Annotated in this window: 26 protein-coding genes, 1 tRNA gene and 1 pseudogene; 20 read left to right on the top strand and 8 right to left on the bottom strand. The window is 52.4% G+C overall.

Features of this window, described 5'->3' with window-relative positions; translation table 11 throughout:
- Positions 1 to 160: 160 nt before the first annotated feature.
- Positions 161 to 397 (bottom strand): WGxxGxxG family protein, encoded by a 237-nt coding sequence (locus tag NSQ46_RS12130; RefSeq protein ID WP_007128567.1) that lies wholly within the window; start codon positions 395 to 397, stop codon positions 161 to 163.
- A gap of 225 nt (positions 398 to 622) precedes the next feature.
- The gene (locus tag NSQ46_RS12135; RefSeq protein WP_007128566.1) at positions 623 to 1606 is read right to left on the bottom strand and encodes an iron-hydroxamate ABC transporter substrate-binding protein; all 984 of its coding nucleotides are present in this window, start codon (positions 1604 to 1606) and stop codon (positions 623 to 625) included.
- A gap of 247 nt (positions 1607 to 1853) precedes the next feature.
- Between NSQ46_RS12135 and NSQ46_RS12140 the strand changes: the two genes are divergently transcribed.
- Complete coding sequence (locus NSQ46_RS12140; protein WP_007128565.1) at positions 1854 to 2309, top strand: RidA family protein; 456 nt, start codon at positions 1854 to 1856, stop codon at positions 2307 to 2309.
- A gap of 52 nt (positions 2310 to 2361) precedes the next feature.
- On the opposite strand, the gene NSQ46_RS12145 is transcribed toward NSQ46_RS12140, so the two are convergent.
- Entirely contained in the window at positions 2362 to 3210 is an 849-nt protein-coding gene (locus tag NSQ46_RS12145) for a prolyl oligopeptidase family serine peptidase (RefSeq protein ID WP_213616978.1), read from the bottom strand.
- A gap of 289 nt (positions 3211 to 3499) precedes the next feature.
- Here NSQ46_RS12145 and NSQ46_RS12150 point away from each other — a divergent pair.
- From NSQ46_RS12150 to NSQ46_RS12185, 8 genes are all read left to right on the top strand, one after another.
- Positions 3500 to 3572, top strand: a tRNA-His gene (locus NSQ46_RS12150).
- A 118-nt stretch (positions 3573 to 3690) separates the two neighbouring features.
- On the top strand, positions 3691 to 3951 hold the full coding sequence (locus tag NSQ46_RS12155) for a YqkE family protein (protein ID WP_007128563.1): 261 nt from the start codon (positions 3691 to 3693) through the stop codon (positions 3949 to 3951).
- A gap of 143 nt (positions 3952 to 4094) precedes the next feature.
- Positions 4095 to 4808 carry a DsbA family oxidoreductase gene (locus NSQ46_RS12160; RefSeq protein WP_007128562.1) on the top strand — a complete coding sequence of 238 codons (714 nt, stop codon included), beginning with the start codon at positions 4095 to 4097 and terminating at the stop codon, positions 4806 to 4808.
- A 95-nt stretch (positions 4809 to 4903) separates the two neighbouring features.
- Positions 4904 to 5710 carry a GNAT family N-acetyltransferase gene (locus NSQ46_RS12165; RefSeq protein WP_007128561.1) on the top strand — a complete coding sequence of 269 codons (807 nt, stop codon included), beginning with the start codon at positions 4904 to 4906 and terminating at the stop codon, positions 5708 to 5710.
- Between the two features lie 131 nt (positions 5711 to 5841).
- Complete coding sequence (locus NSQ46_RS12170) at positions 5842 to 6438, top strand: DUF4269 domain-containing protein (RefSeq protein ID WP_007128560.1); 597 nt, start codon at positions 5842 to 5844, stop codon at positions 6436 to 6438.
- Positions 6431 to 6892 carry a DinB family protein gene (locus NSQ46_RS12175; RefSeq protein WP_210095077.1) on the top strand — a complete coding sequence of 154 codons (462 nt, stop codon included), beginning with the start codon at positions 6431 to 6433 and terminating at the stop codon, positions 6890 to 6892. The genes NSQ46_RS12170 and NSQ46_RS12175 overlap by 8 nt, the downstream gene beginning before the upstream one ends.
- 119 nt (positions 6893 to 7011) lie before the next feature.
- On the top strand, positions 7012 to 7665 hold the full coding sequence (locus NSQ46_RS12180; RefSeq protein WP_007128558.1) for a TVP38/TMEM64 family protein: 654 nt from the start codon (positions 7012 to 7014) through the stop codon (positions 7663 to 7665).
- 175 nt (positions 7666 to 7840) lie between these two features.
- A complete protein-coding gene (locus NSQ46_RS12185; protein WP_251537280.1) occupies positions 7841 to 8164 on the top strand; it encodes a hypothetical protein in 324 nt (107 codons plus the stop codon).
- A gap of 81 nt (positions 8165 to 8245) precedes the next feature.
- Here NSQ46_RS12185 and NSQ46_RS12190 read toward each other — a convergent pair whose 3' ends face one another.
- Genes NSQ46_RS12190 through NSQ46_RS12200 form a run of 3 tightly spaced genes read right to left on the bottom strand, consistent with a single transcriptional unit; the run spans position 8246 to position 11827 of the window.
- Positions 8246 to 10393, bottom strand: a complete 2148-nt coding sequence (locus NSQ46_RS12190) for a CotH kinase family protein (protein ID WP_251537281.1) — start codon at positions 10391 to 10393, stop codon at positions 8246 to 8248.
- A gap of 18 nt (positions 10394 to 10411) precedes the next feature.
- Positions 10412 to 11110: a DUF4956 domain-containing protein gene (locus NSQ46_RS12195; RefSeq protein ID WP_342576806.1), complete on the bottom strand. Its 699-nt coding sequence runs from the start codon at positions 11108 to 11110 to the stop codon at positions 10412 to 10414.
- A 3-nt stretch (positions 11111 to 11113) separates the two neighbouring features.
- Positions 11114 to 11827: a polyphosphate polymerase domain-containing protein gene (locus NSQ46_RS12200; protein ID WP_213616974.1), complete on the bottom strand. Its 714-nt coding sequence runs from the start codon at positions 11825 to 11827 to the stop codon at positions 11114 to 11116.
- A 161-nt stretch (positions 11828 to 11988) separates the two neighbouring features.
- Between NSQ46_RS12200 and NSQ46_RS12205 the strand changes: the two genes are divergently transcribed.
- The 4 genes from NSQ46_RS12205 to NSQ46_RS12220 all read left to right on the top strand — a co-directional run bounded on the left by NSQ46_RS12205 (position 11989) and on the right by NSQ46_RS12220 (position 15827).
- Positions 11989 to 13359, top strand: a complete 1371-nt coding sequence (locus tag NSQ46_RS12205) for a sensor histidine kinase (RefSeq protein WP_251537283.1) — start codon at positions 11989 to 11991, stop codon at positions 13357 to 13359.
- Complete coding sequence (locus NSQ46_RS12210) at positions 13356 to 13988, top strand: response regulator transcription factor (protein ID WP_342576807.1); 633 nt, start codon at positions 13356 to 13358, stop codon at positions 13986 to 13988. Before NSQ46_RS12205 ends, NSQ46_RS12210 begins: the two co-directional genes overlap by 4 nt.
- A gap of 215 nt (positions 13989 to 14203) precedes the next feature.
- Positions 14204 to 15166 carry a DoxX-like family protein gene (locus tag NSQ46_RS12215; RefSeq protein ID WP_251537287.1) on the top strand — a complete coding sequence of 321 codons (963 nt, stop codon included), beginning with the start codon at positions 14204 to 14206 and terminating at the stop codon, positions 15164 to 15166.
- The gene (locus NSQ46_RS12220; RefSeq protein WP_213616972.1) at positions 15150 to 15827 is read left to right on the top strand and encodes a DUF4166 domain-containing protein; all 678 of its coding nucleotides are present in this window, start codon (positions 15150 to 15152) and stop codon (positions 15825 to 15827) included. Before NSQ46_RS12215 ends, NSQ46_RS12220 begins: the two co-directional genes overlap by 17 nt.
- Here the strand turns inward: NSQ46_RS12220 and NSQ46_RS12225 are convergent.
- Together NSQ46_RS12225 and NSQ46_RS12230 are read right to left on the bottom strand one after the other, a co-directional pair.
- Entirely contained in the window at positions 15817 to 17154 is a 1338-nt protein-coding gene (locus NSQ46_RS12225) for an MFS transporter (RefSeq protein WP_342576808.1), read from the bottom strand. The two genes, NSQ46_RS12220 and NSQ46_RS12225, sit on opposite strands and share 11 nt — an antisense overlap.
- A gap of 294 nt (positions 17155 to 17448) precedes the next feature.
- Complete coding sequence (locus tag NSQ46_RS12230; protein ID WP_342576809.1) at positions 17449 to 18330, bottom strand: AraC family transcriptional regulator; 882 nt, start codon at positions 18328 to 18330, stop codon at positions 17449 to 17451.
- A 156-nt stretch (positions 18331 to 18486) separates the two neighbouring features.
- Between NSQ46_RS12230 and NSQ46_RS12235 the strand changes: the two genes are divergently transcribed.
- From NSQ46_RS12235 to rpoD, 7 genes and pseudogenes are all read left to right on the top strand, one after another.
- Entirely contained in the window at positions 18487 to 19806 is a 1320-nt protein-coding gene (locus NSQ46_RS12235) for a sulfatase-like hydrolase/transferase (RefSeq protein ID WP_342576810.1), read from the top strand.
- 271 nt (positions 19807 to 20077) lie between these two features.
- Positions 20078 to 20833 carry a DUF2087 domain-containing protein gene (locus tag NSQ46_RS12240; protein ID WP_144869253.1) on the top strand — a complete coding sequence of 252 codons (756 nt, stop codon included), beginning with the start codon at positions 20078 to 20080 and terminating at the stop codon, positions 20831 to 20833.
- Positions 20834 to 20977: 144 nt separating this feature from the next.
- A complete protein-coding gene (locus NSQ46_RS12245; protein ID WP_342576811.1) occupies positions 20978 to 21340 on the top strand; it encodes a GIY-YIG nuclease family protein in 363 nt (120 codons plus the stop codon).
- A gap of 182 nt (positions 21341 to 21522) precedes the next feature.
- Positions 21523 to 22365 (top strand): DegV family protein, encoded by an 843-nt coding sequence (locus NSQ46_RS12250; protein WP_210095067.1) that lies wholly within the window; start codon positions 21523 to 21525, stop codon positions 22363 to 22365.
- A 320-nt stretch (positions 22366 to 22685) separates the two neighbouring features.
- Positions 22686 to 22841: a hypothetical protein gene (locus tag NSQ46_RS12255; RefSeq protein ID WP_186311147.1), complete on the top strand. Its 156-nt coding sequence runs from the start codon at positions 22686 to 22688 to the stop codon at positions 22839 to 22841.
- An 87-nt stretch (positions 22842 to 22928) separates the two neighbouring features.
- A complete protein-coding gene (nagZ, locus tag NSQ46_RS12260; RefSeq protein ID WP_342576812.1) occupies positions 22929 to 24293 on the top strand; it encodes a beta-N-acetylhexosaminidase in 1365 nt (454 codons plus the stop codon).
- A 453-nt stretch (positions 24294 to 24746) separates the two neighbouring features.
- A pseudogene (rpoD, locus tag NSQ46_RS12265) lies at positions 24747 to 25601 on the top strand (RNA polymerase sigma factor RpoD); the annotation flags it as partial.
- Positions 25602 to 25704 lie beyond the last annotated feature (103 nt).

Genomic DNA, 25704 nt, shown 5'->3' on the forward strand with positions numbered 1-25704 from the left:
AAAAGGCTGTATCTTGGCAAGCCAATGCCTGCTAAGATACAGCCTTTTTGATGTTTAACGAGATGCGGCTCACTACACAAACGTATTCATAATCTTACCAAACTGCCGGCAAAAAGGCGGTCAAAAAGAACAAAATCACGTATGCTTTTGAACTTTTTGACTATTGACGTTCAGGATTGCGGCGTCTCAGACCGGCGAGGCCAGCAAGACCGATTAATCCCAGCCAGCCCCAGTCTGTATCGTTGTCACGTGTAGCATTTGCGTTATAACTGTTGGTGTTCACGTTGTTGGCATTCACATCGTTTGTGTTCATGTTGTTATTATTCGCAAAAGCTGGAACCGCAAGAACGAGAGCCAAGCTTAATCCGGCTAAGAATGAAGCGAGGATTTTCTTCATTGAGGTGCAACTCCTTTCCGTTAAAGTTGATTTATTTAGTGGAGGACAGGTACCAGAATTATGTTGCCCTTTACAAAGGGGATTATTCTTTGCTTAGAAACAAGAAAAATATTTTCAAATATCAGAGCAAGCCCGAAATAATCAGGAATAACGTAAAAAAAAAACCGAACCAAGCTCGGGAAAGAACTTGATTCGGGGGAGTCTGGTTTCGATCATTGTAATTCATTAATCGGTCGAGCCGTCGCCAAGGAATCCGGTCTTGAAAATATTCAGCAAATATTCAAGCGTAATCGGATCGCTATAAGTGGCAGCCTCCGTATCGATTTCAATGACATGTCCGTTTTTGACGGCCGGGATGCCCTTCCAAATATCGGTCTTCATGAACGCGGTATCGGCTTGCGAGTTTCGGCTAAGCACAATATAATCTCCCGCATAATCGGAGAGCACCTCTTGCGACAACGCAAAATATCCGGGGCCGAGGGCATCCTTCTCGACTTTTTCAGGCATTTTCAATCCCATGGCCTGATACAGGATTTCGGTGCCTCGCGCCCAGTTATTGCCGAATACGTAGAAGTTCTTGGCCGAATCGGTTTCAAACACGGAAACGGAGACATCATCGCCTTCCGTCGCTTTGATTTCGCTGCCGATTGCTTCCGCACGCTGCTTGAAATCATCGATCCATGCCTGAGCTTCCTGCTCCTTGTTGAGGAGCTTTCCGATCTCAAGCTGCTGGGATAAATAGTCCAGCTTTCCCCAGGTAAAAGCAACGGTAGGAGCGATTTGGCCCAGCTTATCGAGATTCTTCATTTCGGTGCCGGCAATGATCAGATCCGGATCCTGTTCGATAATCGTCTCGAGGTCCTCCTCCGAAACGACGGTTACGCCCTCCAACTTGTCCTTGAACAACGGATTCGCATTCGTCCACTGATCGACGCCAACCAGCGGTACGTCGAGCGAGAGCACGTTCGGTGCATACGTCAACGCTACGATCCGTTTGGGATGGGCAGGAACCTTCACGGGACCTTTCTCAGATTGGTACGTGATCGTCTCCTCGGATGGATTGGCGACCGTCGTCGTGTCCGCATTCTGAGTGTTATGAGTGTCCTGATTATTTTGAGTCGATGAGGCTGGCGTTCCTGAATCAGAGCCGCAAGCGCTGAGGATCACTAAAAGCAAAACGATAAAGGGAATGAACAGCTTGTTCTTCATTTCGATTCTCCTTGTATGTAGAATAATAACAGCAAACTAAACGATAATGATTATCATTTTCATATATGAGATACTGTAAAGGATCGTTTGCCGACTGTCAATCCATAATTTTCAAATCAGGGTAACAACAATTAAGCGAGTAAGAAATCTTTAGGCAGGGGGAACAGCATTTTGCTTGCAAAGGGAATTTTCCATGATACAATAATCGAAATTCAATGGAAAATATGATAAAGGGGAGTAGACGGACATGGGAGGGAATGTGGAGCAGCGGTTGGCGGAGATGGGGATCGTTTTGCCTGCGGCTAGCGTACCTGCAGCGAAATACGCCAATTACGTAATCGTAGACGGAATAATGTATGTGTCCGGGAAAGGTCCTGCGGGTCATCCGAGAGGCAAGCTGGGGGTAGATTATACGACCGAGCAGGGATATGCCTTCGCCCGTTCCGCCGGCATCGAAGTGCTGGCCGTATTGAAGGAAGCTTTGGGCTCTCTCGATCATGTGAAGCGCGTAGTCAAGGTCCAAGGGTTTATCCATGCTTCTCCGGATTATGAGGAGCATCACAAGGTGCTGAACGGCTTCTCTGATCTAATGGTTGAAGTGTTCGGGGATAACGGGAGTCATGCACGGTCCGTCTTTGGTGCGATATCCCTTAGGGACCAACTACCGGTGATTGTTGATTCCATGTTTCAGGTGGAGGTCTGATTGGGACGGCGGTCAAACTGATGGCATCCCGAGAGCCTAAACCCGGGAGCCGTTAAACTTTCATCAGCCAATCGCACATGCGATGAACCGCCGCTTCATGCTGCGGCGGGGGAAAATGATGCTTCAGATCCCGGTAGAAATGGGTCTCCACCTGCCGGCCAAGCTCCGCGAGCCTGTCCGCCATTCGATAGCTGTGCCCGATAAGGACCTGCTCGTCGAGGGTCCCGTGGACGATTAGCACCGGGATCTCAAGCTGCTCCGCGTAATGCAGCGGAGACCTAGCGAGATATCGCTCCGGCACTTTGTTCGGAGAGCCGCCGATAACCCGTTTCATCATCCGTCTGAGGTCGATCCGTTCCTCATATGTTTGGGCCAGGTCCGATACCCCGCTCCATAGAATGAGCTTCGCAACCACTGGCGAGATAACCGCTGCCTTGGCGGCATTGATCGCACCCCGGGAGAAGCCGAGCAGATAAATCCGGGCCGGGTCGATCCAAGGTATGTTCCTGAGCCAATCGATTGCGTTTACGACGTCCATCGTATCGGCTCCGCCGAACTCATCCCGCCCCTCGCTGCCTTCGTTTCCGCGATATGCAGGGGCGAAGACCGCGAAGCCGTGCATCGCGAACTCTTCGATCCACTTCAGGCGCACCGCTCCGACGCGGCCGATTCCGCCCCTGCAATAGATCAGGAGGGGAAGCTTGCGGGTTGATCCGCCAGGATGTTGAAATTGTTTATCCGGGCGCCATGAGCAAGCCAGTGTGCCTTTGACCGAAACGCCGGGCTGAGTACCGGCTATGTCAGCCATAGACTGGCTAATCGCATGGGGAAGCTGAGGCGGAAGACCCAGGTAACCCTTAACATGAAGCGCTTCGGAAAGATAATCAATATGATAAATCATGATGAATCGACCTCCAGCTGCAACACAATACAAACGGTTTTTAGTAATTTTTCGTACACCCGTGCTTACGTTTTTTTTCGAATAACCGTTTCTTCAACATTCTCGTTAGTATAGTATTTACCGCAGAAAGAAATCAATATGTTTCGATCCAATCCGGCAGTGGCCGGCAATCCGCGAGAGCAGGGTTTTGATGAAGATGCATGGATCTGGATGGCAACTTTTACAATTTGCACAATCTTGAATCCTATGCTATATTAATTATCCGGACAGCTAGTCCATTTATAAGATGGCGGTCGTGGCGAAGGGGTTAACGCACCGGATTGTGGCTCCGGCATTCGTGGGTTCAAGTCCCATCGATCGCCCTTTATATTATACATAAAAGAGAAGAGAGGGCCGCCAGGCCCTCTTTTTTTGCATCCTCCAGTGCTGTCAGTCCGCATGGAAGATGGTATAATGATGAGGAAACCGAGGTGAGTGAATATGGCTAAAAAGAAACGGAACATGCCCGCTCCAAGTGCTTCGCAGGCCGACAAGCCGGCAACGTTGAAGGATCTTCTGAACCCAGAGCTGCTTCAGAAATTGAAGGAAACCTCCGAAACATTAAAGGCCTCGGAGGCTGAGCGTTTGGAGAAAGAAAGACAGGAGCGCGAGGCCGCCCGCGCAGCGGAGCAGAAGCGCCGTGATAACGATTTTGAGTATTTGCTGGAGAACAGTGATATGGACTGGAAACGATATAAATGACAGGTGGACGATAGCCATCTTTTTTACGATCAGAAGACCGAATTTGCCTTTCCCTTATGTGGTGATACAGGACTTTTCTTGCAGTAATCCAGAAAGAAAGTTACAATAAGTAAGTAAAATACATGCTTGCAGGGGGTAAGACGATGAAGGTTGAGATTTGGTCGGATTTTATGTGTCCGTTCTGTTATATAGGAAAGCGTCGTTTCGAGAATGCACTGGCCTTATTTCCGAATAAGGATCAGGTCGAGGTGGTTTACCGGAGCTTCGAGCTTGATCCGGACGCTTCGTATGAGCCGGGCGTGTCGATGGATGAATTGCTGGCTTCAAAATACGGGATGAGCATTGAGCAAGCCCGGGCGGCGAACGCCAACGTTACGCAGCAGGCGGCAAGCGTCGGCCTCACGTATCACATGGACCGCATCATTCCAGCGAATTCCTTCGATGCCCATCGACTGGTTCATTTTGCAAGTCAGCATGGAAAAATGAAAGAGATGACAGAGCGGTTGTTCTACGCTCACTTTACAGAGGGCGGCAATCTGCAGGACCGCTCCTTGCTGGCCGATCTGGCCGCCGAGGTTGGTTTGTCGCGGGAAGAGGCAGATGCGGTGCTTGATGGAGACGCATATAGCTCGGAAGTACGCGCTGATGAAGCGGCTGCCCACCAGCTGGGTATTCGCGGGGTGCCTTTCTTCGTGCTCGGAGGCAAGTACGGCGTATCCGGCGCACAGCCGCTTGAGGTATTTACGGACGCTTTGGAGAAAGCCTACCGTGAAGCCCATCCGCTTGTGATGGTGAACGAGAAGGATGCGGGGATATGTGCCGACGGATCCTGCGATCTGCCCGGCAGCACGAAATAAATAGGTGATAGACAAACAGCCTGAGGATGCATAGCTCGTATGATCTTCAGGCTGTTCTCTTATCGCCGTCCTATCACAGATCGATGGAGGTTATCATGGACGAGCTCCCAACGAAAGAGGTAATCTTACATATTCAGCGCTCCGAAACGGAGTACATGCACGATCGGATGGATGCCATTGCAAAGCGGCCGGGCAACCCGGAGGGCGTCCTGATCGAACGGTTCGGCCATGCGTTGTGCCTGTACAGCAAGACCATGCCGTGGCTTTCCTTTAACACCGTAAAAGGCATTCAATCGGAGGACATCGGCCATCTGGATGCCATAGTTGATTTCTACCGGTCGAGGGATCGGAGATTTCAGATCGAGATCGTGCCCTCCACGGCAAATGAGGAACTTTTGAAGGCGCTTGCGGAACGAGGGCTGTACCAGTCAGGGTTTCATAATTCGATGTATATGCATCCGGTCAACATGGAAGAAGAGGCGGATTCGGCTATCGAGATCCGGCATGTCACCGAGCATGAGTTCGAGCGGTATGCGACGATCCATTGCCGGGGAACCGGACTTCCTGATCAGGGGATTCCGTCCGTGGCCGCAAATAACCGGGTGCTCGCAGCGCGGAAAGGCTGGAGATTTTATCTTGCCTATGTGCAGGATGAGCCTGCCGCGGCTGGTGTGATGTACATAAATGAAGGCATAGCCTCTCTAACTTTCGGGGCGACGCTGCCCGAATATCGCAGGCACGGACTGCATCGGCTGCTCCTTCGCCATCGGATTCGGATCGCCCAGCAAACGGGCTGCAGCTTAGTCGTCGGCCAGTGCGGGTTCTTGTCACAAAGCCACCGCAATATGGAAGCGGTCGGTATGCGGCTCGGATATGTCCGGACGACGTGGACGGAAAGGTAGGACCTGGGGGATAGCTACAGGATACGATCCTTCTTCCAGACCGGCAGCCTAATTTGCGGGGAGGTTTTGTTTGTTAGTTTGTTGGTTGGTTCGATGGCGTGCAGCAGGCCGGGAAAGGAAAAAGATTGAGCATGCAGGACATAAAGTTTCTGAATATCGATTATTTGTATCAGGGTACGGAGAAGCAGAGGCAGGCCGCGCTCGTCATGGATGACCTGAGGCTGTTTGCCCATCTGGCACCGTATGATCCGATTCTCGTTGGCACGATCCCTATTGGCATCGACATCCCGGGAAGTGACCTCGATATCGCCTGCCGCGTTACGGACTTCGCTGCATTTGAACAGACCATCCACGAGGTTTTCGGACATCTGCCGGATCTGTCGGTCGATAGCCGAAACGTTAATGGCATGGATCGCATCGTGGTCCGCTTCCGGTACAAAGGCTGGATGTTCGAAATATTCGGCCAGCCTGTGCCGACGAAACAGCAGAACGGATACCGGCATATGGTCGTAGAGTATCGGCTGCTTCAGCTGATAGGCGAAGCCGGAAGAGAACGGATTATCGAACTGAAGCAAGCGGGAATCAAGACGGAGCCGGCTTTTGCGGAGCTGCTGGGAATTCCAGGCGATCCTTATGCAGCTCTGCTGGACATGTATAACTGGTCGGATGATAGACTAAACGGATTTTATCATAAATTATTAGCGAGGGAGAGGAACGAAGATGAGTGAGAAAGAACAGCTGCTCAGCGAATATGGGGAATGGATCGATCGGGTAAAGGAGCTTGCAGATCGGGATGAAACGTTGTGGAGCACCCCGCTGGCCGAAGGCAAGTGGACGGTTCGCGAGGTTGTCTGTCATATTTTCAGATGGGACGAATACTTTTTCGCAGAGGCGATTGAGAAGATTGCGCGCGGGGAAGCTCCGACCTCTGAACACTTGAACTATGACGAGTTTAATGAAAATGCCAGAGATTATGCGAAAGCAAGCACAACCGAGGATTTGGTCCGCCAGACGATTGCAGCGCGGGAGCAGCTGATCGAAGCGATCCGGTCCATGCCGGAGGATGTGTACGACGGGGATTACACGGATAAAGACGGTCATCCGTTTAAGGTCGCGCAGTTTATGAAGGATTTTATTTGGCATGACAAACATCACCTAAGACAGCTGGAGCTGATCGGATAAGTGTAAGCTGATTGCTGGACTGACACCGGCTCCCTGAAAAGCAAGCTAATCCTTATATAGATTCAGGGTCGGTATTGATTTATACTATAGGCAACTGACGATAGAAATGAGTGAACGCAATGCCAACGGGTTATTTGGATATCACGTCTTATTTTACGGAGAGCAACCTGGAGTGGTTTCTGGAGCAGTTCAGAGCGCTTGGCCCTTTGCCGGGGATCCTGCTGACCTTCATGAAATCCTTCGTTCCGCCAATGCCGACGATTGTGATCGTAGGGGTGAATGCCGCCGTATACGGGTTATGGGAAGGGTTCCTGTATTCTTGGATCGGCATGATCGCAGGCTGCCTGACAACCTTTCTCCTGGTGAGGAAAATATCCGACAGCCGCTTTCTCGCGCGCTGGGCAGCCAAGCCCAAGGTACAGCGGGGAATGCGATGGATTCAGAAGAACGGGTTCAGTTACGTGTTCTTGCTCGGCATTTTACCGGTCGGTCCGTTTGTCGCCGTTAATATTGCCGCCGGTCTGGCGAGAATGCATATCCTATCCTACCTGCTGGCCGTAACATTAGGAAAAGGCATTATGGTATTCTGCGTATCCTATATAGGTGCGAACCTGTCCGACATTGCAGCCGAGCCGTATAAGCTTGTCGGCGTTCTGGCCTTTATCGCTCTATCCTTATGGGGGAGCCGGCGGCTGGAAAGCTATTATGTAAACAGTCATGCGAAGAAAGCGGAGCATTCTCCCGTTACCGACCTGAACAGCGAAGCACCTTGATGTTGTCATGCGGTTAGCAGGGGATTGAACCATCGTGATCGGTGCATGCACGGCCCAGAGATGAGATAACCTACGTCGATGGTGTGCGATTACGGGATATCATAGAAGTGTTAGAAGGCTTCCGGCTGGTCCGGAACTGTCCACGCTGATCATAGTATGAGGGGAGGGGTGCGTGATGGCCAAGCTGGGAAGCGCCATGCTGGAAATCGTCCGAATGATGGTCTTATTCATGCTCGGTACTGCGATCGTAACGAATATCGAACTGGCTGTTTTGCAGTCATGGGTGTTATGGAAAGACTATTATATCCTGTTCCTGTTCTTAGGGAATGTGCTTGGGTTTATGGTTCTGTACCGTAATCGTCTGCAGTTTGGCGGATGGTACCGCTCCAAGGCCACGCAGCGGAGAATGTCCCGCCAGATGACAGCTGTGACGATTACCGCCGCAGCCGTTATGATTGCGCTGCCTGTCATTCTGGATTTACTTGGGCGTTTAGCATAAAGGAATATGGTATGTAACCAACAAGCTCCATTCATTCGCTTTGGAATGAATGGAGCTTGTTATGTGTTGATGAGATGTGAGTTACAGCTTTTTGCGTTTATACAGCGTAACGATAAGACAGGCCGCAATGAGAAGGAGGATGGAGATCACGGTATAGACCAGCTCTTGCATATTCCCTTGCTCCTGGTCTTGACTGTTGTTCCAATCCTGCAGTCCCATGCCCCGGCCGCCCGGCATTCCGCCGCCCATCCCGCCGCCGAATTCGCCAAAGCGATTCGTTTGCTGCTCCTGATTGGCATTCGGCTGCCCGGTTTGAGCGTTGGTGTCCGGGGCTGACGCATTCCCGGGCACCGCTCCTTGGGCAGCTGCGTCCTGTTGGAATGGTTGCTGGGCTCCTTGCTGCGACTGCTGAAGTTGCTGAGCTCCTTGTTGGGATTGCTGTGGCGTTACCAGCGAGGACTCCTGCTGGGCTTCTTGCTGTGATTGCTGCTGCGACAGCTCCGGTGTTTGTTCACCAGCCTGCGCCTGCGATGCGGGAACGGTGTTCTTGTTATCGGCCGTGCGATTTGCTGCGGCTGCGCTATCGGCCACCGTGTTTGTCGCCGTGTTGCCGGAGCTGTTAGCGGTTATCCCGCGATCCACTTGCGGTGTCACGTCCTGTCCGCCGTTGGCACCTTCAGCAGCGCCCGGGCCATTCTGCGGTATACCGCCGTTGGTATCGTCAGCAGCGCCCAGGCCAGTATCGCTCTTAGCAGCCCCCGCATTATCCTGCTCCATATTACCGCTGGCTCTGTTTGCAGTGCCAGCGGCATCCTCGGGCATACCGCCGATACCGCCAGCAGGACCTGCTTCACCCTGCGGCATGCTGCCTGCAGGATCTGCATCGCCCGGCCGCATGCCGCCCGCACCGCCCTGGCGCATGCCGCCCAAGCCTCCGGGACCCATGCCGCCACCGCTGCCGCTGCCGTCTCCGGAAGAAGGGAGCGTGCCGTCCAGCTGCTGCTGGATATTCTCCGTTGATTGCTGGACGAATGTGAGCAGGGCAGGCACGGCTTCCTCGTACTGCTCGTACGTATAGAAAGGCCGCGGATCCTGCTGCACGTGCTCGGATATCAGCGCCTTGAGCTGTTCCACGCGCTTCGCGAACGTTTCCTGCTTGAGGTATCCATCCAGCATGTCCTGAAGGATGGCGTGATAGCGCTCCTTGTATTCACCCACCTCCAGGAGCTTCGCAACGAGCGGCCGCTCGGCTACGGCCCCTTGGGTCGGTTCGTCGATCAGGATGCCGGAACCGCCGAACCCTCCAAAGGCCATGTTGTAGTCCCAAGGGAGAATGGAGAAGACCCCCTTATTCTCATATAAATAATAATTCTGTTTGTTCATGCCGAGATAGCTGTCCATATTCGATGCGGCCACATTTAGGGCGATATACCTCAGCGCCTGGTCCACATCAAGAACCTGCTCGTAATCGGAACCGTTATTCAGCTCATCCAGCATGTCGATCAGAACGTCGTCATTGGAGGATTTGGACTTCATTTCTAGGCCCGTGTACGAATCCGGATCCTGACCGAGCCAGGTCAGATCGCTGCCGGCGCCGGTCATGACGCCCTTATACAAGGCACCGTATGCATTCCCGAAGTGGCGCTCCAGATAAGAATCGCCGATCTGCTCGACGGCAAGGTAGAATCCCCAAAGCTCGCCGTTAATATAGACATTGACGTACGAGAAGCCAGGCGTTGGCAGGCCAGCGGATGCCGCCAGCTCGTAGGCGAGAAATTCTCTCATGTACGTTGCGTCGCTGTAGTTGTTGTTGAGATTGATTTTGCTGATCCCGTCCAGCGTTTGATACACATATTCATCGAAGGACAGCTTGAAGCTATAACGATCGGAGTCGGAGTTGACCACGCTCCGCAAGCTCAAGTTGCCTTTGGTCCGAATGCCGACATGTTCGAACTTCTGCCCGTTATAATCAACCGACGCCTCTTTATACTCCTCCGCTTCGGCATTGTCGATCATATCCGCAAAATCCGCTTCATCGATCGTAATCTTCACATCGATGACCTGATCCTTCGGGAACACCGTGGACACGCTCTCCTGCGCGGCTGGGCTCCCATCCTCCGCCTTATTTGCTTGGCTTGCACCGGGTGCCAGCCAATCCTGACAGCCGGATAAGAGAAGCATCAAGGCCAGCAGAAGGGACAGGGGAGCTGCGGCATATTTTGTTTTCATATCGAGACACCACCTGTCTTAGGATACATAATCGCCGCTGTAGCTGATCAGGACCGCGTTATGGACGCCGGGGAGTCCGGACAGCTTGTTGACGAATTCGCCCTCGGCATCCTTCAGTCTGACTTCCACCGTCAGCTCGATGTTCCCGTTTGAAACGGTTTTTTGCTTCAGATTGTAACGTTTTACCGCTTCGGCGATGCGAGTGCGAACCGCCTGCTCGCTCTGCTCGTCTTGGCAATGGACGACAAGAAGATAGGGGGTGTCGACTGACGCTTTTTTTATGAAGAAGAACAGAATGAGGCCTACGACCACGGAACCGATCGCCGCCAGCGTATAGAAACCTGCGCCGGTTACGATGCCTGCAACAGCTGCCCAGAACAGAAAGATCAAATCGGTCGGGTCTTTGATCGGGGTCCGGAAACGAACGATGGACAGCGCGCCGACCATACCGAGCGAGAGCACGAGATTGGAGTTGATGGCGATGATCACAACCGCCGTAATCATGGTCATTCCGATCAGGGACACGTTGAAGCTCTTCGAATAGAGCACCCCGCTGAATACCCGTTTATACAGCAGATATATAAACAATCCGATGACAAAAGCGATGGCGAGCATAATCAATATTTTGGCGATGCTGATATCGGATGCGAAGTTCTCGAGGACGGATTTTTTGATAATATTAGAAAAGTTGGTCGTTTCGTTAGACGTTGCATTCATGAATTATTGATCCTCCCAAGCGTTATACTTTAAAAATTTTCGGCAAATAACGTATTTCGATGCGGACTGGCGCTGAAGTCCCTCCAGCTGCAGGGCAATCTTGATGTAATCCGGTATATACTCGTCATACTTGACTTCAAGAATGATCAGATTCTCATCAATAGCCTGGATCGGCAGCAGCTCCCGGTTGAACAGATCCACCGAGTGGAGCCCTGTGCGCAGCTCCTTGTCGAACGTGATCCGGACATTGCCGTTTGCGCATACGTACGGTTCACGGACATAATCGACGATGACCTTCGGGCGCAGCAGGTTATGCTTCATCTCGTGATAGAGTTCCATCATCAGAGGCTTGTCCGGCTGGTACAGACATTCGTAATCCCCCGCCATAATCCGGTCCGTCATCTCCCGGGTAAGGGGCTCTTTCAGCTTCGCGATGTAGTCGCGGAACTTTATCTTTTTCTCAAAATGGATCACGTCGTCCCTCACGTTATAGATGCGAATCCGGTATTTTACGCGGTCCCGGACGCCGGCCAGCTTCTCGTGCAGCGCCTTATTATTGATATCGTCGAAATACAGGCTTCGAATATGGTATTCTCCGGACGGTCCCGCATGGTTATCGTGACGGATCAAATGGTTCAACCGCTGCCGGATGATCCGGTATTGATGCATGTTGACAAAAAACTTCAGTTCATTCCGGTATTTCAATCCTTTGTTCATGCTTCCACCTCATTTCTGTCAGTTCGCTTATTTGCTTCTGAAACCATGCTATCAATCGTTTCTGATTTCTGGCTTAAATCCAGCTGAATGTAAACTGAGTGTTTTCGTGATGTAAAGCGTGCTCCATTTGTCGAACAGGTATGGTAGGATGAAACTAGAAAATGAAAGAGATAGGGCGATGTGAAATGCTATACTATGTGGCGGCCTTATGGATCGCGGCAATCGTGCTGCTGGCGAACCAGCCGCGGCAAGAGGTGAATCGCTGGGCGGCTTTCTTCTTATTCAGCTCAGGCGTAGGCGGCTTAACCGAAATCCTAGAGCCGGACGGCTTTATACCGGCTTCATTTGAGCCGATCATTCAAAGCTTCAATCATGCGATGTCGCCTTACGGGGTGCTCGTATTTTGCATCGTGTACACCCGGCAGCAGATCGATCCGGTCAAGCTGAGGTACTTCAAGCTCGGGCTGCTGTTGCCCCCGCTTGTAACGGTACTCCAAGTCATCGTTTCTCCTGAGCATCGGATCGATTTCGGGCTGCTGCTTGTCTGGACAGCTCCGTACTATTTCATATCGTGCTATTTATTAATTCGGGCCTATGTACAAGAAATGAACCCGAACAGACGCAGAAGTCTGCTGATCACGGCCATGATTATGGTCCCTACGCTGCTGGGCGTGATGCTACTGATTAATGTCGGGAGCCTCTTGTACCCCGGTTACGATTTCTTTCAATATGTATCGCTGCTGATCGTATATTCGTTCGTCGTCGGGTTGATCTGCGTGTTCGTTTATGGTGTGCTCGGCATGCGGCTGAAAGTTGAACGGGATCCGATAGACCGTACGATGCAGGCGGTTTCGACGGGAACCTCCCTGCTGAACCACACCCTCAAGAATGAAATCGGAAAAATCGCTCTGAGCACGGAAAATGTGAAGCAAATGTTGCAGCCGAACCAAGGGGCTGCGCTTGAGCAGCTCGGGATCATCACACAGGCGTCGGAGCATCTCCTTGCCATGACGGAGAGGATTCAGCAGCAAACGAAGGAGCTCGTCCTGAAGGCGCAGCCGGTTCGGCTGGATCATCTGGTCAAGGAGCTCTTGCAGCGCGAGCACGAAATGCTGCGCAGTCATGGGGTTGAGGTCAAGCTCCACATCAGGCAGCGCCCGTGGCTGCTGATCGATCCGGTTCATGTTACCGAGGCGGCGGGCAACCTGCTGCAAAATGCAGTCGAGGCTACGCCCGGGGCCGGGGTGATCGAATTGACGGTCGATGCCGGACGACGGGGCGCGGTGGTCTCGGTCAAGGATTATGGCAACGGTATTCCGGATGGGCTCCAGGCGCGGGTATTTGAACCTTTTTACAGCACCAAGAAGGATCGACGAAACAATTACGGATTAGGTCTTTCCTACGCATACCATGTGATGAAAAAAAGCGGGGGATCGATAGGCATGGAGAGCCGCCAGGGGGAAGGAACCGAAGTGTCCCTGTATTTCCCCCGCCGGGTGTTGGTACGACTGGCAGGAAGGGGAGAGGAATGAGCCCGATACAAATTTTTCTGGTTGAAGACGATCCCGATTGGATCAAGGCGATGACTGTTTTTCTGAACGGACAGGAGGACATGCTGGTAGCGGGGGCCGCCCAGACGCCGGAGCAGGCAGCCGCCATGGCACGCGTCCTTTCGTTTGATGTTGTGTTGATGGACATACAGCTCACCCTGGGACAGCTGGACGGCATTTACACGGCCGCCGACATTTTGGAAATCAGGCCGCAGGCCAAGGTGATCATGTTAACCTCCATGGATGACGAGCAGACGATCACACAGGCCTTTACGGCAGGAGCCGTGCAATATATCGAAAAGGCGAGGTTCAAGGATCTGCCGGGGGCGATCCGCGGTGCCTTGCTGCATGCCGGTCCGATGGAGGCGCTGCTGAAGGAATTTTCCCGGTTGAAGCGGGAGGAGCAGCTGCGGGGCTTAACACATGCGGAACGGGAGGTATTCGAGCTGATGGAGAAAGGGTACACCCATGCGCAGATCGAGCATAAGCTGTTCAAATCGGAAAGCACGTTAAAGAATCAAATTAATAAAATCCTGAAAAAGCTCGGCGTAAAGAGCGGCAAAGAAGCCGTTGAAAAGGTGCGGCGAAAAGGGATCATAAAGGATCGTTAGCGGTTAGGGCGAACGCCCGGTGCAAGGTTTTGAGCCAAAAACATAGCGTATTTATTGTGGGGGGTACTACGAAACGTAGTACCTTTTTTGGTTGTGGTTCTATGAAAGTCGGAACTAACGGGAAAGTGGATTCGGCTGTATGCTGAATGCATGAATACCCGGTGAACGAAAATGCTGTTACGCCGGTAATGAAGCTGGTATGGAGGAGTCTGAGCATGAAGAGAAAGCCGATCTATGTGGAGATTGATATCGAGTCGGATCTCGATACGCTGTGGAAGCATACGCAGCGTCCGGAGCTGCATCAGCAGTGGGACGTGCGGTTCTCGAGCATTCATTACTTGCCTAAAGGCGATTCCAAGCATCAGCGGTTTCTATATAAGACCCGAATCGGATTCGGTCTTACGATCACCGGAATTGGGGTGACCCATGCGTTTTCGCGACGGGAAGACGGGGATCGGATGTCAGTGCTGCGTTTTGGCTCTGATCAGAACATATCTTTGATCCGCGAAGGCAGCGGATACTGGCGATACCGGGATGGAGGGAGAGGGGTCATAACCTTCTCGACCCAATACGATTACAAGACACGATTCGGCCTGATCGGCGCTTGGTTTGACCGGCTGGTGTTTCGTCCGATGTTCGGGAAGGCTGCAGCCTGGAGCTTTGACGTGCTGCGGCTGTGGCTGGAGAGGAGCATTCCGCCTGCCGTGTCGATCCGGCAAACATGGATCCATGCTTGCAGCGTATTGACGCTGGCACTGCTGTGGATCTACGAAGGATTGGTGCCGAAGCTGCTGTTCCCGGAGGGCGGGGAGCTGGAGATGCTGCAGCACATCGGCTGGTGGAGCGGTCAGGAACGCGCAATCCTTGGAATGCTGGGCGTTTTTGAGATATGTATTGGCTTGATCAGCCTTACATTTCATAAGAGCCGATGGTGGTACAGGCTCGAGTCCGTCCTGCTGGCGGGACTGATGCTGGGAGCGCTCATCCCGGAGCCTGCCTGGCTTAAAGCACCGTTCAATCCGCTGCTTCTGAGCGGCACGATGCTCGTTCTATGTCTGCTTGCCTCCTGGTCTTCGACAGATTTGCCAAGTGCTTCCCGATGCTTGCGGGAGCCGGGCACTCCAAGGACAAGCAAGGTGCGGCAAAAGGAGGAGAGAGCCCATGATATCCATTTATGAGCAGGCGCTAGGCCGGGAATTTCGGAAGCTTCATCCCAAAATCCAGGAGAGGTTCGGGTTCGGCAGCAAGGATATGGTGGCCTCGATCGGCGAAGGGACTATGGATGAGATTTGGTATGCCCGCTGGGCAAAGCTCCCGCTCTACATCGGAACGGTGCGCCACATTATGTTCCCTGAACGGGGACTCCATATCCCGTTTCGGATTGAGAACTACGCCTATTTGGATCGTTACGGACGAGAGACGGTGACTTGGTGCAGAAGCTTTCAATTTCCATCGGGCATTAGAAGATTTGACGCGACGATGATTTACAGCCAAGAGCGAAACGGCATCGTGGATTATCTGGGAAGCAAGCAGCATTTAGCGGTAGACCTTGAAGTGTCGGTCAGCGGTAATGGCGGAATATGTATTCGCTCAGGCGAGCAGCGGTTCTACGAGGGGTGGCTTGGGTTTCGCTTTCCGGCGGGACTCACGGGAACGGCCGACGTGTGCGAATGGTATGATGACCGGCATCAAACCTACCGGATTCGGGTGGATGTGTTTAACCCGCTGTTCGGGCCTGTTTTCCGCTATCGCGGAAGCTTTCAGGCCCGATTCATATCGACGCGGGGCAGCGGCGTTCCTTCGCATGTCAAGCCGCTGCGCGAAGAAGCTAGAGCGTAGACGCGGCGGATTCAGGCACCTTCTTACGCTTAGGCTCCCGGAACATGCGGTAATACAGAAACGACGAGAAGACGTAAAGCGTGCCGGTGATGCAAAAGGTGATCGCATAACCCCAATAGCTGCCGTAGGTGGTAACCAAAGCGGACTGCACCGGGCCCATCGTCGCCCAGCCCATCATGAACGCCGTCTGGGTCACGGAATTTGCGATTCCGCGTTTCTCGTCCGGTACCCGGTCGATCAGAATGGAGGATTGGATCGGGTTGGCCGCGTTCATCAGTGCTTGACGGAACAGGAATCCGATGGACGCCACGATCAGGATGTTGGTAAAGCCGGTCAGCACCAGGAAAGGCAGGGACATGACCTGAAAATAGACGACGGCCCGAACGGCGCCGACCCGGTTAACCAGCGTAGGTCCGATCAGCATGGATACGATCGTCATCACTTGTCCCAGGGAGATCAGAATGCCGACCGCCGAGAGCGATACCGAGAACCGGTTCGTGAAATACAGATTCAGATACGGCACGACGAGGCCCGAGCCCAGCCCGATCAGCAGCTGGGCCAAGGCGAATTGGCCGATGATTCTATAATCTTCGCGGTGTGATGTCTTACCGGGACCGGCCGCTGCAGGCTGCAGTGAAGGCTTGTCTTTCGTGAAGGACGGCTGCTGCTTCGGTACCGTTTCCTGGTCGGGATGGACAGGCTGCGGTTCGAGTGATTCCCGCTTGTCGGTTGTAAATAGCAGCGGAACGAAGGCAGCGAAGGTGGCAACGCCCCCGATGAGCAGTGCGAACTTCAAGCTGCCGACTTTGTTCATGCCCAGCGCCTGCAGGGCATCGGCCAGGAATCCCCCTCCCATGCTGCCAAGCACCTGGGAAGCAAGCACAAGGGAGGCGTGAATGCTGAAGATGCGCATGCGCGCCTGCTTCGGCGTGTTTTCCGCCAGAAAAGGAATGGCGAGCACCTGGAAGAACGAAGCGAACAATCCGGTGTATATTGCCAGCCCCATTAAGCTGAATTCGCTTTCAAAGAGGGAGCGGGCGATCAATCCTGCACCGCTGAGCAAAGCGCCGAGCACCAGGATCCGTTTGCGGCTGGTGCGGTCTCCGATCAAGCCGATCGGGATAAACATCAGCGCGGTAGCCAGGGATTGAACGCTGACTACGGTACCGTTCATGGAATCATTATAGCCGAGGCTTTGTATGTACAGATTGTAGAGCACGCTGAACATGCCTGTACCGAACTGGTACAGCACATTGGCAAGGAAAAAAAGCTTAATATTACGCGGCCAGGTTCGCAGCTCATTTGCTGACCGTTGTATAATTCCCATGATGATACCCCCTAATTTTGACAGCAGCAACCTCTATATTTTAGCAGGTTCGCTTCATAGGAGGAAGAAGAGATTGTAGGAGAGCCAGAAAAACAGTGCCCATATTATGGAAAAGGCGAAGCCGCTTAGGGCGCTGCTGACGGAAGGCAGAGTCGAAAATCCATCCGGGCTGCCTGGAGGCCAAAACAACATCAGATGAATCCCGATAGCATCGAGATGAATCCCAGGGATATCCAGATGGATCGCAATAGTATCCGGGCGGATCTCGATATCATCCAGATGAATCGCCGTAAATCAAGGATGCTCTTCTTGCGCTGGAGTTAAAGGGCGTTGTGTCTTCATGAAAGCACTCGGGGTTATTCCGAAATACCGTGTGAAGGCACGGGAGAAGGTAAACAAATCCGAATACCCCAGGGATAAGGCGGTATGCGTAATGCTGGTGCCCTCGGCGGATAACAGGCGGGTTGCTTTTTCCATGATCAACTGCTGCATGTAGCGGGACGGGGAGATGCCGTACCTGCGGGTAAACGCTCGGGTGAAATGACTGCGATGAACGCCGGCCCAAGCTGCGAGCTGTTCCACGGACAAATTCTCCGTGCAATGAAGCTGCATATACCCGGGGATGGATTCAAGCCAGTCGCACGCAGCCGAAGAAGAGGCTGAGTTCCGGTGCCGGTTCGGATCGATGCTGTGGATCAATTGAAAGCCCAGCGACATCAGCTGAAGGCTATGGTCCAGCTGGGGCTGCCGGAGCAATCGTTGAATCTCCTTGATGACAGCCAAGGCGTTGTCCCCGAATGCATGTTGACGATAGGGCCGCTCCGCGCATAACTCGACATGCTTCAATATGGATGGCATTTGCTCGCCCATAAAAGCCGTCCAGGTGATCGTGGTAGACGGCTGGTCGTAATCCTTGACGTACGTATAGACCGAACCGGGGAAGAGGCAGAACAGATCCCCTTCCGAGAGGGAGACGCTGCTGCCGTCCCAACCGAATCTTACCTTGCCGCTGGCAACGAAATGTATACTATAGAACTCGACGGACCGGGGACCGACTTTTTCAGTGAAAAAGGGTTGAGAACCGGATTTGTATATCCATAAACCCAATTGAGTTTCAAATGAAGCCGGGTTGTTAAAGTATTCTTCTCTGGATGAGTGAAGGTTATTAAATGTCATGGTTCCTCCTGCCGGCTATGCCTCAGCCATTTCTTTTGTTATTTCAAACTATGCAACATATTGTATAACGATTGCAAGAATTGAGCATTCCGCGCAGTCCTGCTAAAGGTTACGATGATGAGGTACAAGTCATGCATGGTAGAGGTGAATGGAGACATGAAACAACCGAATTTTATCGTTATTTATTGTGATGATCTAGGTTATGGGGACCTTGGATGTTATGGATCCGATACTGTGACAACCCCAAATCTGGATAGTTTGGCGGGTGAAGGCATCCGTTTTACGAATTGGTATTCCAACTCTCCGGTCTGCTCTCCGTCAAGAGCCTCTTTATTGACAGGCAAATATCCGGCCCGAGCGGGAGTAGGCGAAGTCCTGGGGGCAAAGCGCGGATTGGATGGACTTCCCTCCACCGAAGTGACACTGGCGAAGGCGCTCAAGCCCGCGGGGTATCGAACGGCATTGTATGGAAAATGGCATCTTGGCGTATCCGAGGAAACCAGTCCGAACGCGCATGGGTTTGATGAGTTTTTCGGATTTAAGGCGGGCTGCATCGATTTTTATTCGCATATTTTTTACTGGGGCCAAGGCCATGGCGTCAATCCTCTGCATGATCTATGGGAAAACGAAACGGAGGTTTGGGAGAACGGCCGGTATATGACAGAATTGATCACGGAACGTTCGGTTGATTTCATCAAGCGATCTCGGGAGCAGGAGGATCCGTTCTTTTTGTTCGTATCGTACAATGCGCCGCACTATCCGATGCATGCCCCGAAGGAATACATGGACCGGTTTGCTCATTTGCCTTGGGATCGGCAGGTCATGGCTGCCATGATTGCCGCGGTGGATGACGGCGTGGGGGAGATCGTGAAGGCCCTGAAGGCTGCCGGTTGTTACGAGGATACGGTCATCTTCTTCTCCAGCGATAACGGACCGTCCTCCGAGAGCCGGAACTGGCTCGACGGAACGGAAGACGTGTATTACGGCGGGACCGCGGGAATCTTTCGGGGACATAAAGCAAGCCTGTTCGAGGGCGGAATCCGTGAACCTGCCATCCTGAGCTGGCCGAACGGATTGGAAGGCGGACAAGTACGCGATGAGGTTGGAGTTATGATGGACATCGTACCGACCTTTCTGGATCTGGCTGGCGTCGATCCGGCGTCAGGACCGCTTGAAGGCGCAGAGCTGGATGGAAGCAGCCTGAAGGAAATGCTGCTAATGGGCGAGCCGTCGCCGCATAAGCAATTGTTCTGGGAGTACCAAGGCCAACTGGCCGTTCGGGAAGGGGATTGGAAGCTGGTGCTGAACGGGAAGCTTGATTTCGAGCGCCTGGTGCCGGATAAGGTTCATCTGTCCGATCTGTCGAAGGATCCCGGGGAGCGCTCCAATCTGGCGGATCTTCACCCTGAGATCGTGGAGCGGCTAAGCCGGGACGTTCAAGCTTGGCATAAGGAAGTGCAAGCAAGCAGACAATAGTTTTGGCTGCAGAATATGTTTATGAAGTCCTTGTGGTCATGCAATGAAGCCCCGGTAACGGGGCTTTTTCAATTTTGACGACAGCAGGTTTTATTTTCCGAATATTTTTTAATAGAGCGAAATGGGGCAAAGGTAAGTATAAATCCTCCGATCTGGCAATATAGGCTGATTCCATTGTATCTCGTCCAAAAAAATAGACAAAATAACAAAATGTCTATATAATCAATATATGATTAACATGATGCTCAATATATGAAAAGTGGTGGTTGAATTGGATCATACGGAACGATTTTGGAATGCGTCGGTCGATGAATTGAAGCGGGGCTATGTTGAGGACGAGGCAGACTTCATGTGCCTTTTATGCGGCAAATCCGTCGAGAAGGGGATCATTTACCCCGATCATGACAAGCTGTATGAAGCTGAACGATATATGAAGGTTCACATTCAGCGTGAGCATGGCTCGGTATTTCAATATTTGTCGGGCTTGGATAAAAAATTGACAGGGCTGACTGAGCATCAAAACCGGCTGCTGCAGCTGTTTTATCAAGGGAAGAGCGATAAGGAAGTCCAGCAGGAGATGGGGATCGGCAGCGCGTCCACGATCCGAAATCACCGGTTTGCGCTGAAGGAGAAGGAACGCCAGTCGAAGGTGCTGCTGACCATGATGGAGCTGCTTAAAGAGAAGGATAATCATGCGCCGGCGATCGTGGAAATTCCGAAGCAAGCCCGAATGGTCGATGAACGCTATAACGTAACGGAGGAGGAGCGGCAGGCGATTTTGGCAAAGGTGTTTCCGCACGGAACTCAAGGCCCGCTGAAGACCTTCAAGCTTAGGGAGAAGCAGAAGTATGTCGTGCTTCGGGAAATCGCGACTCGCTTTGAGCCCGGCAGGGTATACACCGAGACGGAGGTTAATGATTTGATCGGCCGCGATAATCCCGATTACGTTACGATTCGTCGTTATTTGGTCGAATACGGCTTTATCGACCGGAAGGATGATGGCAGTGAATATTGGCTGACGACATAGCTGGTCACGTTGGTGGGCAGTTAACAGGAACAATCAAGAGCCGAACAGCCAGCTTGTACTTATGGTCTAAGGCTGTAGCATCGGGAAGCTTAGAGCCCGGGTTGTTAGAGGCAGTGCAGTAATACAAGAGGAGGCAAGGTAACAATGAACCGTAGAGCGGAATTGACGCAGATGTACAAGGAAATCAAGATCATCGCCGGTGTCTACCAAATCCGGAACAAGGTGAATGGAAAAGTGTTTGTCGCGGGCACGCCGAACTTGAAAACGATGAACGGCAAGCGCTTTGAACTGCAGATGGGAACCAGCTATAACAAAACGCTGCAGCAGGAGTGGAACGAATTTGGCGAGGATGCGTTTGAATTTGAAATTTTGGAGCAGATCGAGCCTAAGCCGGGCGTCTTCTTCGATATGAAGGACGTGGTGAATAAGCGGGAAGAGCATTGGATTCGGAAGCTTGAGCCGTTTGGCGAAAAAGGATACAACCCGCCGCCTAAAAATAACGGATAAGAATAGGGACCATTCCACGACAATCCTGCAAAACCACGAATGTCGATTTTGCAAAATCACGAATACAGTGGAGATATTCCTTCCATTTGCATGCGCAGCTATGGTGAGATATGATGGGTTCAGCGGCTTAAATCGCTTCCATAACTATTTCATAAATACGAAAGCGAGACGTGAACAACATAATGAGATCCATAGCATGGGTTACCGACAGCACAAGCACGATCGATCCCGCGTTCGCCCGGGACCATCATATCTATATTGTGCCCTTGCGATTGATTCTTGGACAAGAAACGTATCGTGAAGGCATTGATGTGACGGCTGAAGCCTTTTACGAGAAAATGAAGGATGAACCCAAAGTCAGCAGCTCACAGCCTCCGATCGGGGAATTCATCGAGTTATACGAATCCCTGAAGGGAAAATATGATGATGTCATTGCGATCCATTGCTCGTCCGAGCTGAGTGGGACATTGCATTCGTCGATCCAGGCTGCCGAAATAGCTGAGGTACCCGTGGTAGGAATAGATTCGAGAGCAGGAGCCTTTCCGCTCCGCGAGATGATACGATCCGGCATTGAGTGGCACAAGCAGGGCGATACCGTACAGACGATCAAGGAGAAAATCCAGGCCTTGGTCCATAATATGTCCTTCTATCTGATCCCCGCCAGTCTTCACCGGCTGCACAGCAGCGGCAGAGTATCCGGGACGCAGCTGCTTCTGAGCAATCTGCTCCGGATCCATCTGTTGCTTCGGTTCGAAGAGGGCAAAGTGATTGTTGAGGATAAGATCCGCACGTTCAAGAAGGCCAGACAGCGAATGCTGGAGACGTTGAAGCATGAGATTCAAATGATTAAAAAGGTCTGCATTATGCATGCGAACAACGAGGAGGAAGCGGAGGAGCTTCGGAAGGAAATCAGCGGCGCGCATCCGAGCGTGAAGACGGAAGTCATGACGTTCATCCCGGTCGTCGGCGTTCATGCCGGCGAAGGAACGATCGCGATGTCCTGGATTCGGCATTATCCTGCATAATCATTGACATATTATTGGTAAAGCCTGCAGAAGTTAACTGCAGGCTCTTTCCTGCTTCACGGCGGCAGCTTGTTGCTGCTGTTCATGCGACAGTGCGCATATGGCGGATTTCCTCTGAAATAGAAAGAGCGATACCGCCTGCAGGAAGCTGTCAGCGGTTCGAATCCGTACGCCGAGCATGCATCCATACTAGGGTGGGTAATGGCTTTGGAGGGCCGAGAGATTCGAATCCGTGGAACAGGTTGTATAGGTAATAGGCCAAGTTTGAGCCGGATGTGAAGAAGAAGATCAATGAGCGAAACAGGAAGGAGTGACCCATTGTGAAGATTATCATTACGCAAGCCGAAGCGATGGAACGGAAAATATGGGATGACGTTATGCTGATGTTCGGTCTAAATGAGGACGACAAAATCGCCGACACGGAACAATTCATTTTGACGGAGGAACAGGCCAGGCAGCTGAACCTGATCGGTTAGGAAAAAGGAAATTGAAGTTTCGGGGCCGAATAAATACGTAGCAAGGTTTATAAAAAGGGTGGTGGCTCTAAGAAGATGAAGCAGTTAATGAAACATAAGCAAGCAGGGATATGGGCGATCATTCTGGTCATGATCTTGATGCTGCCGGCTTGTCAAGGCGGAGCAGGAACCAATATGCCGGGAAGCGGATCTGCGGATTCGGCATCCGGGAATGGACAGCAGCAGGAAGGCGACGCCGCCAAGCCGCCTGCTGAACACGAGGAGCAGGGTGGGCCCGCAAGTAACACGGGGGCTTCGGATTCTGAAGAGGAAGGGGATCCGTCCAAGGAAAGCGGGGCAGCTTCAGACCCTGCAATGGCTGCCGCAGCCGCACAGCTCTCCAAAATGACAGACAAAGAGAAGATTGGCCAGCTTGTCATGGTCGGGATCGAGGGTACGCGCATGGACGACGTCGCCCGCAAGATGCTGGATTCCTACCACGTCGGCGGGTTTATTTTCTTTAAGGATAATATCGAAAGCACCAGCCAAGCCGTAACGCTGCTTAACGAGCTGAAAAAGGCGAATGCGTCTAATCCGGTGCCGCTATGGCTGAGCATTGATGAGGAAGGAGGGCGGGTCACCCGCTTCCCGGAGGAATATGTCAAGCTGCCGTCAAGCGGAAAGGTGGGGAGCGGGAATGACCCCGACTTCACCCGTCAGGTCGGCGAGCTTATTGGACGGAAAGTAGGCTCGATCGGTATAAATATGGTCTATGCGCCGGTGCTCGATGTGAACAGCAACCCGGACAACCCGGTGATCGGGGACCGTTCCTTCGGTGAGACGGCAGAAGAGGTGGGCAGGCAGGGCATTGCTTCCATGAAAGGGATTCAGGAAGCGGGCGTCGTGCCGGTCGTGAAGCACTTCCCGGGCCATGGCGATACCTCAGTCGATTCCCATCTTGGGCTTCCTGTCGTAACTCATGATATAAAGCGGCTGCATGAGCTGGAGATTGCGCCGTTCCGTAAAGCGATCGAGCAAGGCGCAGACGTTGTGATGGTCGGGCATCTGCTTATGACGGCGATTGATGAGACAACGCCGTCCTCCTATTCTAAGGCGGTCATCACGGATCTGTTAAGGCAGGAGCTGGGCTTTGATGGTGTCGTCATCACGGACGACATGACAATGGGTGCCATTACGAAGAATATCGATGCCGGCGAGGCCGCGGTAAAGTCGATCTTGGCCGGAACCAATATCGTCATGATCGGACACGATTATGCACAGGAGGAGGCTGTCATTCAAGCCATCACGGAGGCCGTGGAATCGGGCGTGATTTCCGGGGAGGTGCTGGATGAACGCGTGCTGGCAACCCTGGCGCTCAAGCAGCGGTACCAATTGAACGACGAGCCGGCGGACATGCCGGACATCGAACGGTTAAATGAGGATACGAGGGCAGTGCTGAAGGAGATAAAGTAAGCCTTTTCTCCTTCAGCGTCAAGCCAAGGCAGGACAGGGGGACTGATTTCGTCATGATCCGGTCTTGGCCCGTTCTCGCCATCCTTATGTACTTGAAGAACATCCGTGAACATATACTACAACAGGCATTCCCGGGATTGAGCAACGAATGCCCCTTTGGATCTCCCGGTACGTATTTCAATCAAAAAAGGCAACCTCTTCAAAAGAGATTGCCGTGCTGGAACTAGAATATATTAGAAGTTGAAAAAATAGGCGTAATATGATAGAATGAAGGATAAATAATTATTAGGTAGATGTCATAATGACCTAATGATAGATTAGCACAAAATTATAGGATTGTCAACAGGGGGGCATAGAATGGAGAACCGTCAGAGTGCGGATTTTGCATTGGATCGTGAGGTAGTGGATGCGGAAAAAGCGGCTAATTCTCCCGCGGAGGATTTTGCAGTTCATGATGACCTCTCCCTTCCGCCAGGCATCAAGATTAGCGATCCGGTTCGCATGTACCTGAAGGAAATCGGCCGTGTTCCCCTCCTCTCAGCCGATGAGGAAGTGGAGCTGTCCAAGCGTATCGAGGAAGGCGATGAGGATGCGAAGCGACGTCTGGCGGAAGCCAATCTTCGTCTAGTCGTCAGCATTGCCAGACGTTATGCAGGTCGGGGCATGCAGTTCCTTGATCTGATACAGGAAGGCAATATGGGATTGATCAAAGCGGTGGAGAAGTTTGACTACTCCAAAGGCTTCAAGTTCAGCACCTATGCGACATGGTGGATTCGGCAGGCGATTACCCGCTCGATTGCCGACCAAGCGAGAACGATTCGAATTCCGGTTCACATGGTAGAGACGATCAATAAGCTCGTCCGTGTATCCAGACAGCTTCTGCAAGAGCTTGGGCGGGAACCGACGCCGGAGGAAATTGCCAAGGAGATGGATATTACGCCGGAGAAGGTCCGGGAGATCCTCAAAGTTTCACAGGAGCCTGTATCGCTCGAGACGCCGGTTGGCGAGGAGAGCGATTCGAACCTGGGGGATTTCATCGAGGATCAGGATGCGCTGGCGCCAGCTGACGCTGCCGCCTTCGAGCTGCTTAAGGAGCAGCTTGAGGAAGTGCTCGATACCTTGACGGATCGTGAAGAGAACGTGCTTCGGCTTCGCTTCGGACTTGAGGACGGGCGGACCCGAACGCTTGAAGAGGTCGGTCAGGTATTCGGCGTTACGCGCGAGCGGATTCGACAGATTGAAGCGAAGGCGCTCCGTAAGCTTCGTCATCCGAGCCGCAGCAAGCGTCTCAAGGATTTCCTGGAGTAATCGATCGTTTCGTTCACGAAGTGGATCAACACCCCTTGATTGCAGTGCGCGCGCTGCAGTCAAGGGTTTTTTTATGGACTCATGCTTGTGACCCCTCCGATTG

The organism is Paenibacillus sp. FSL M8-0142, assembly GCF_038597315.1.
In the GTDB taxonomy this organism is placed as follows: Bacteria; Bacillota; Bacilli; order Paenibacillales; family Paenibacillaceae; genus Paenibacillus_AQ; species Paenibacillus_AQ lactis.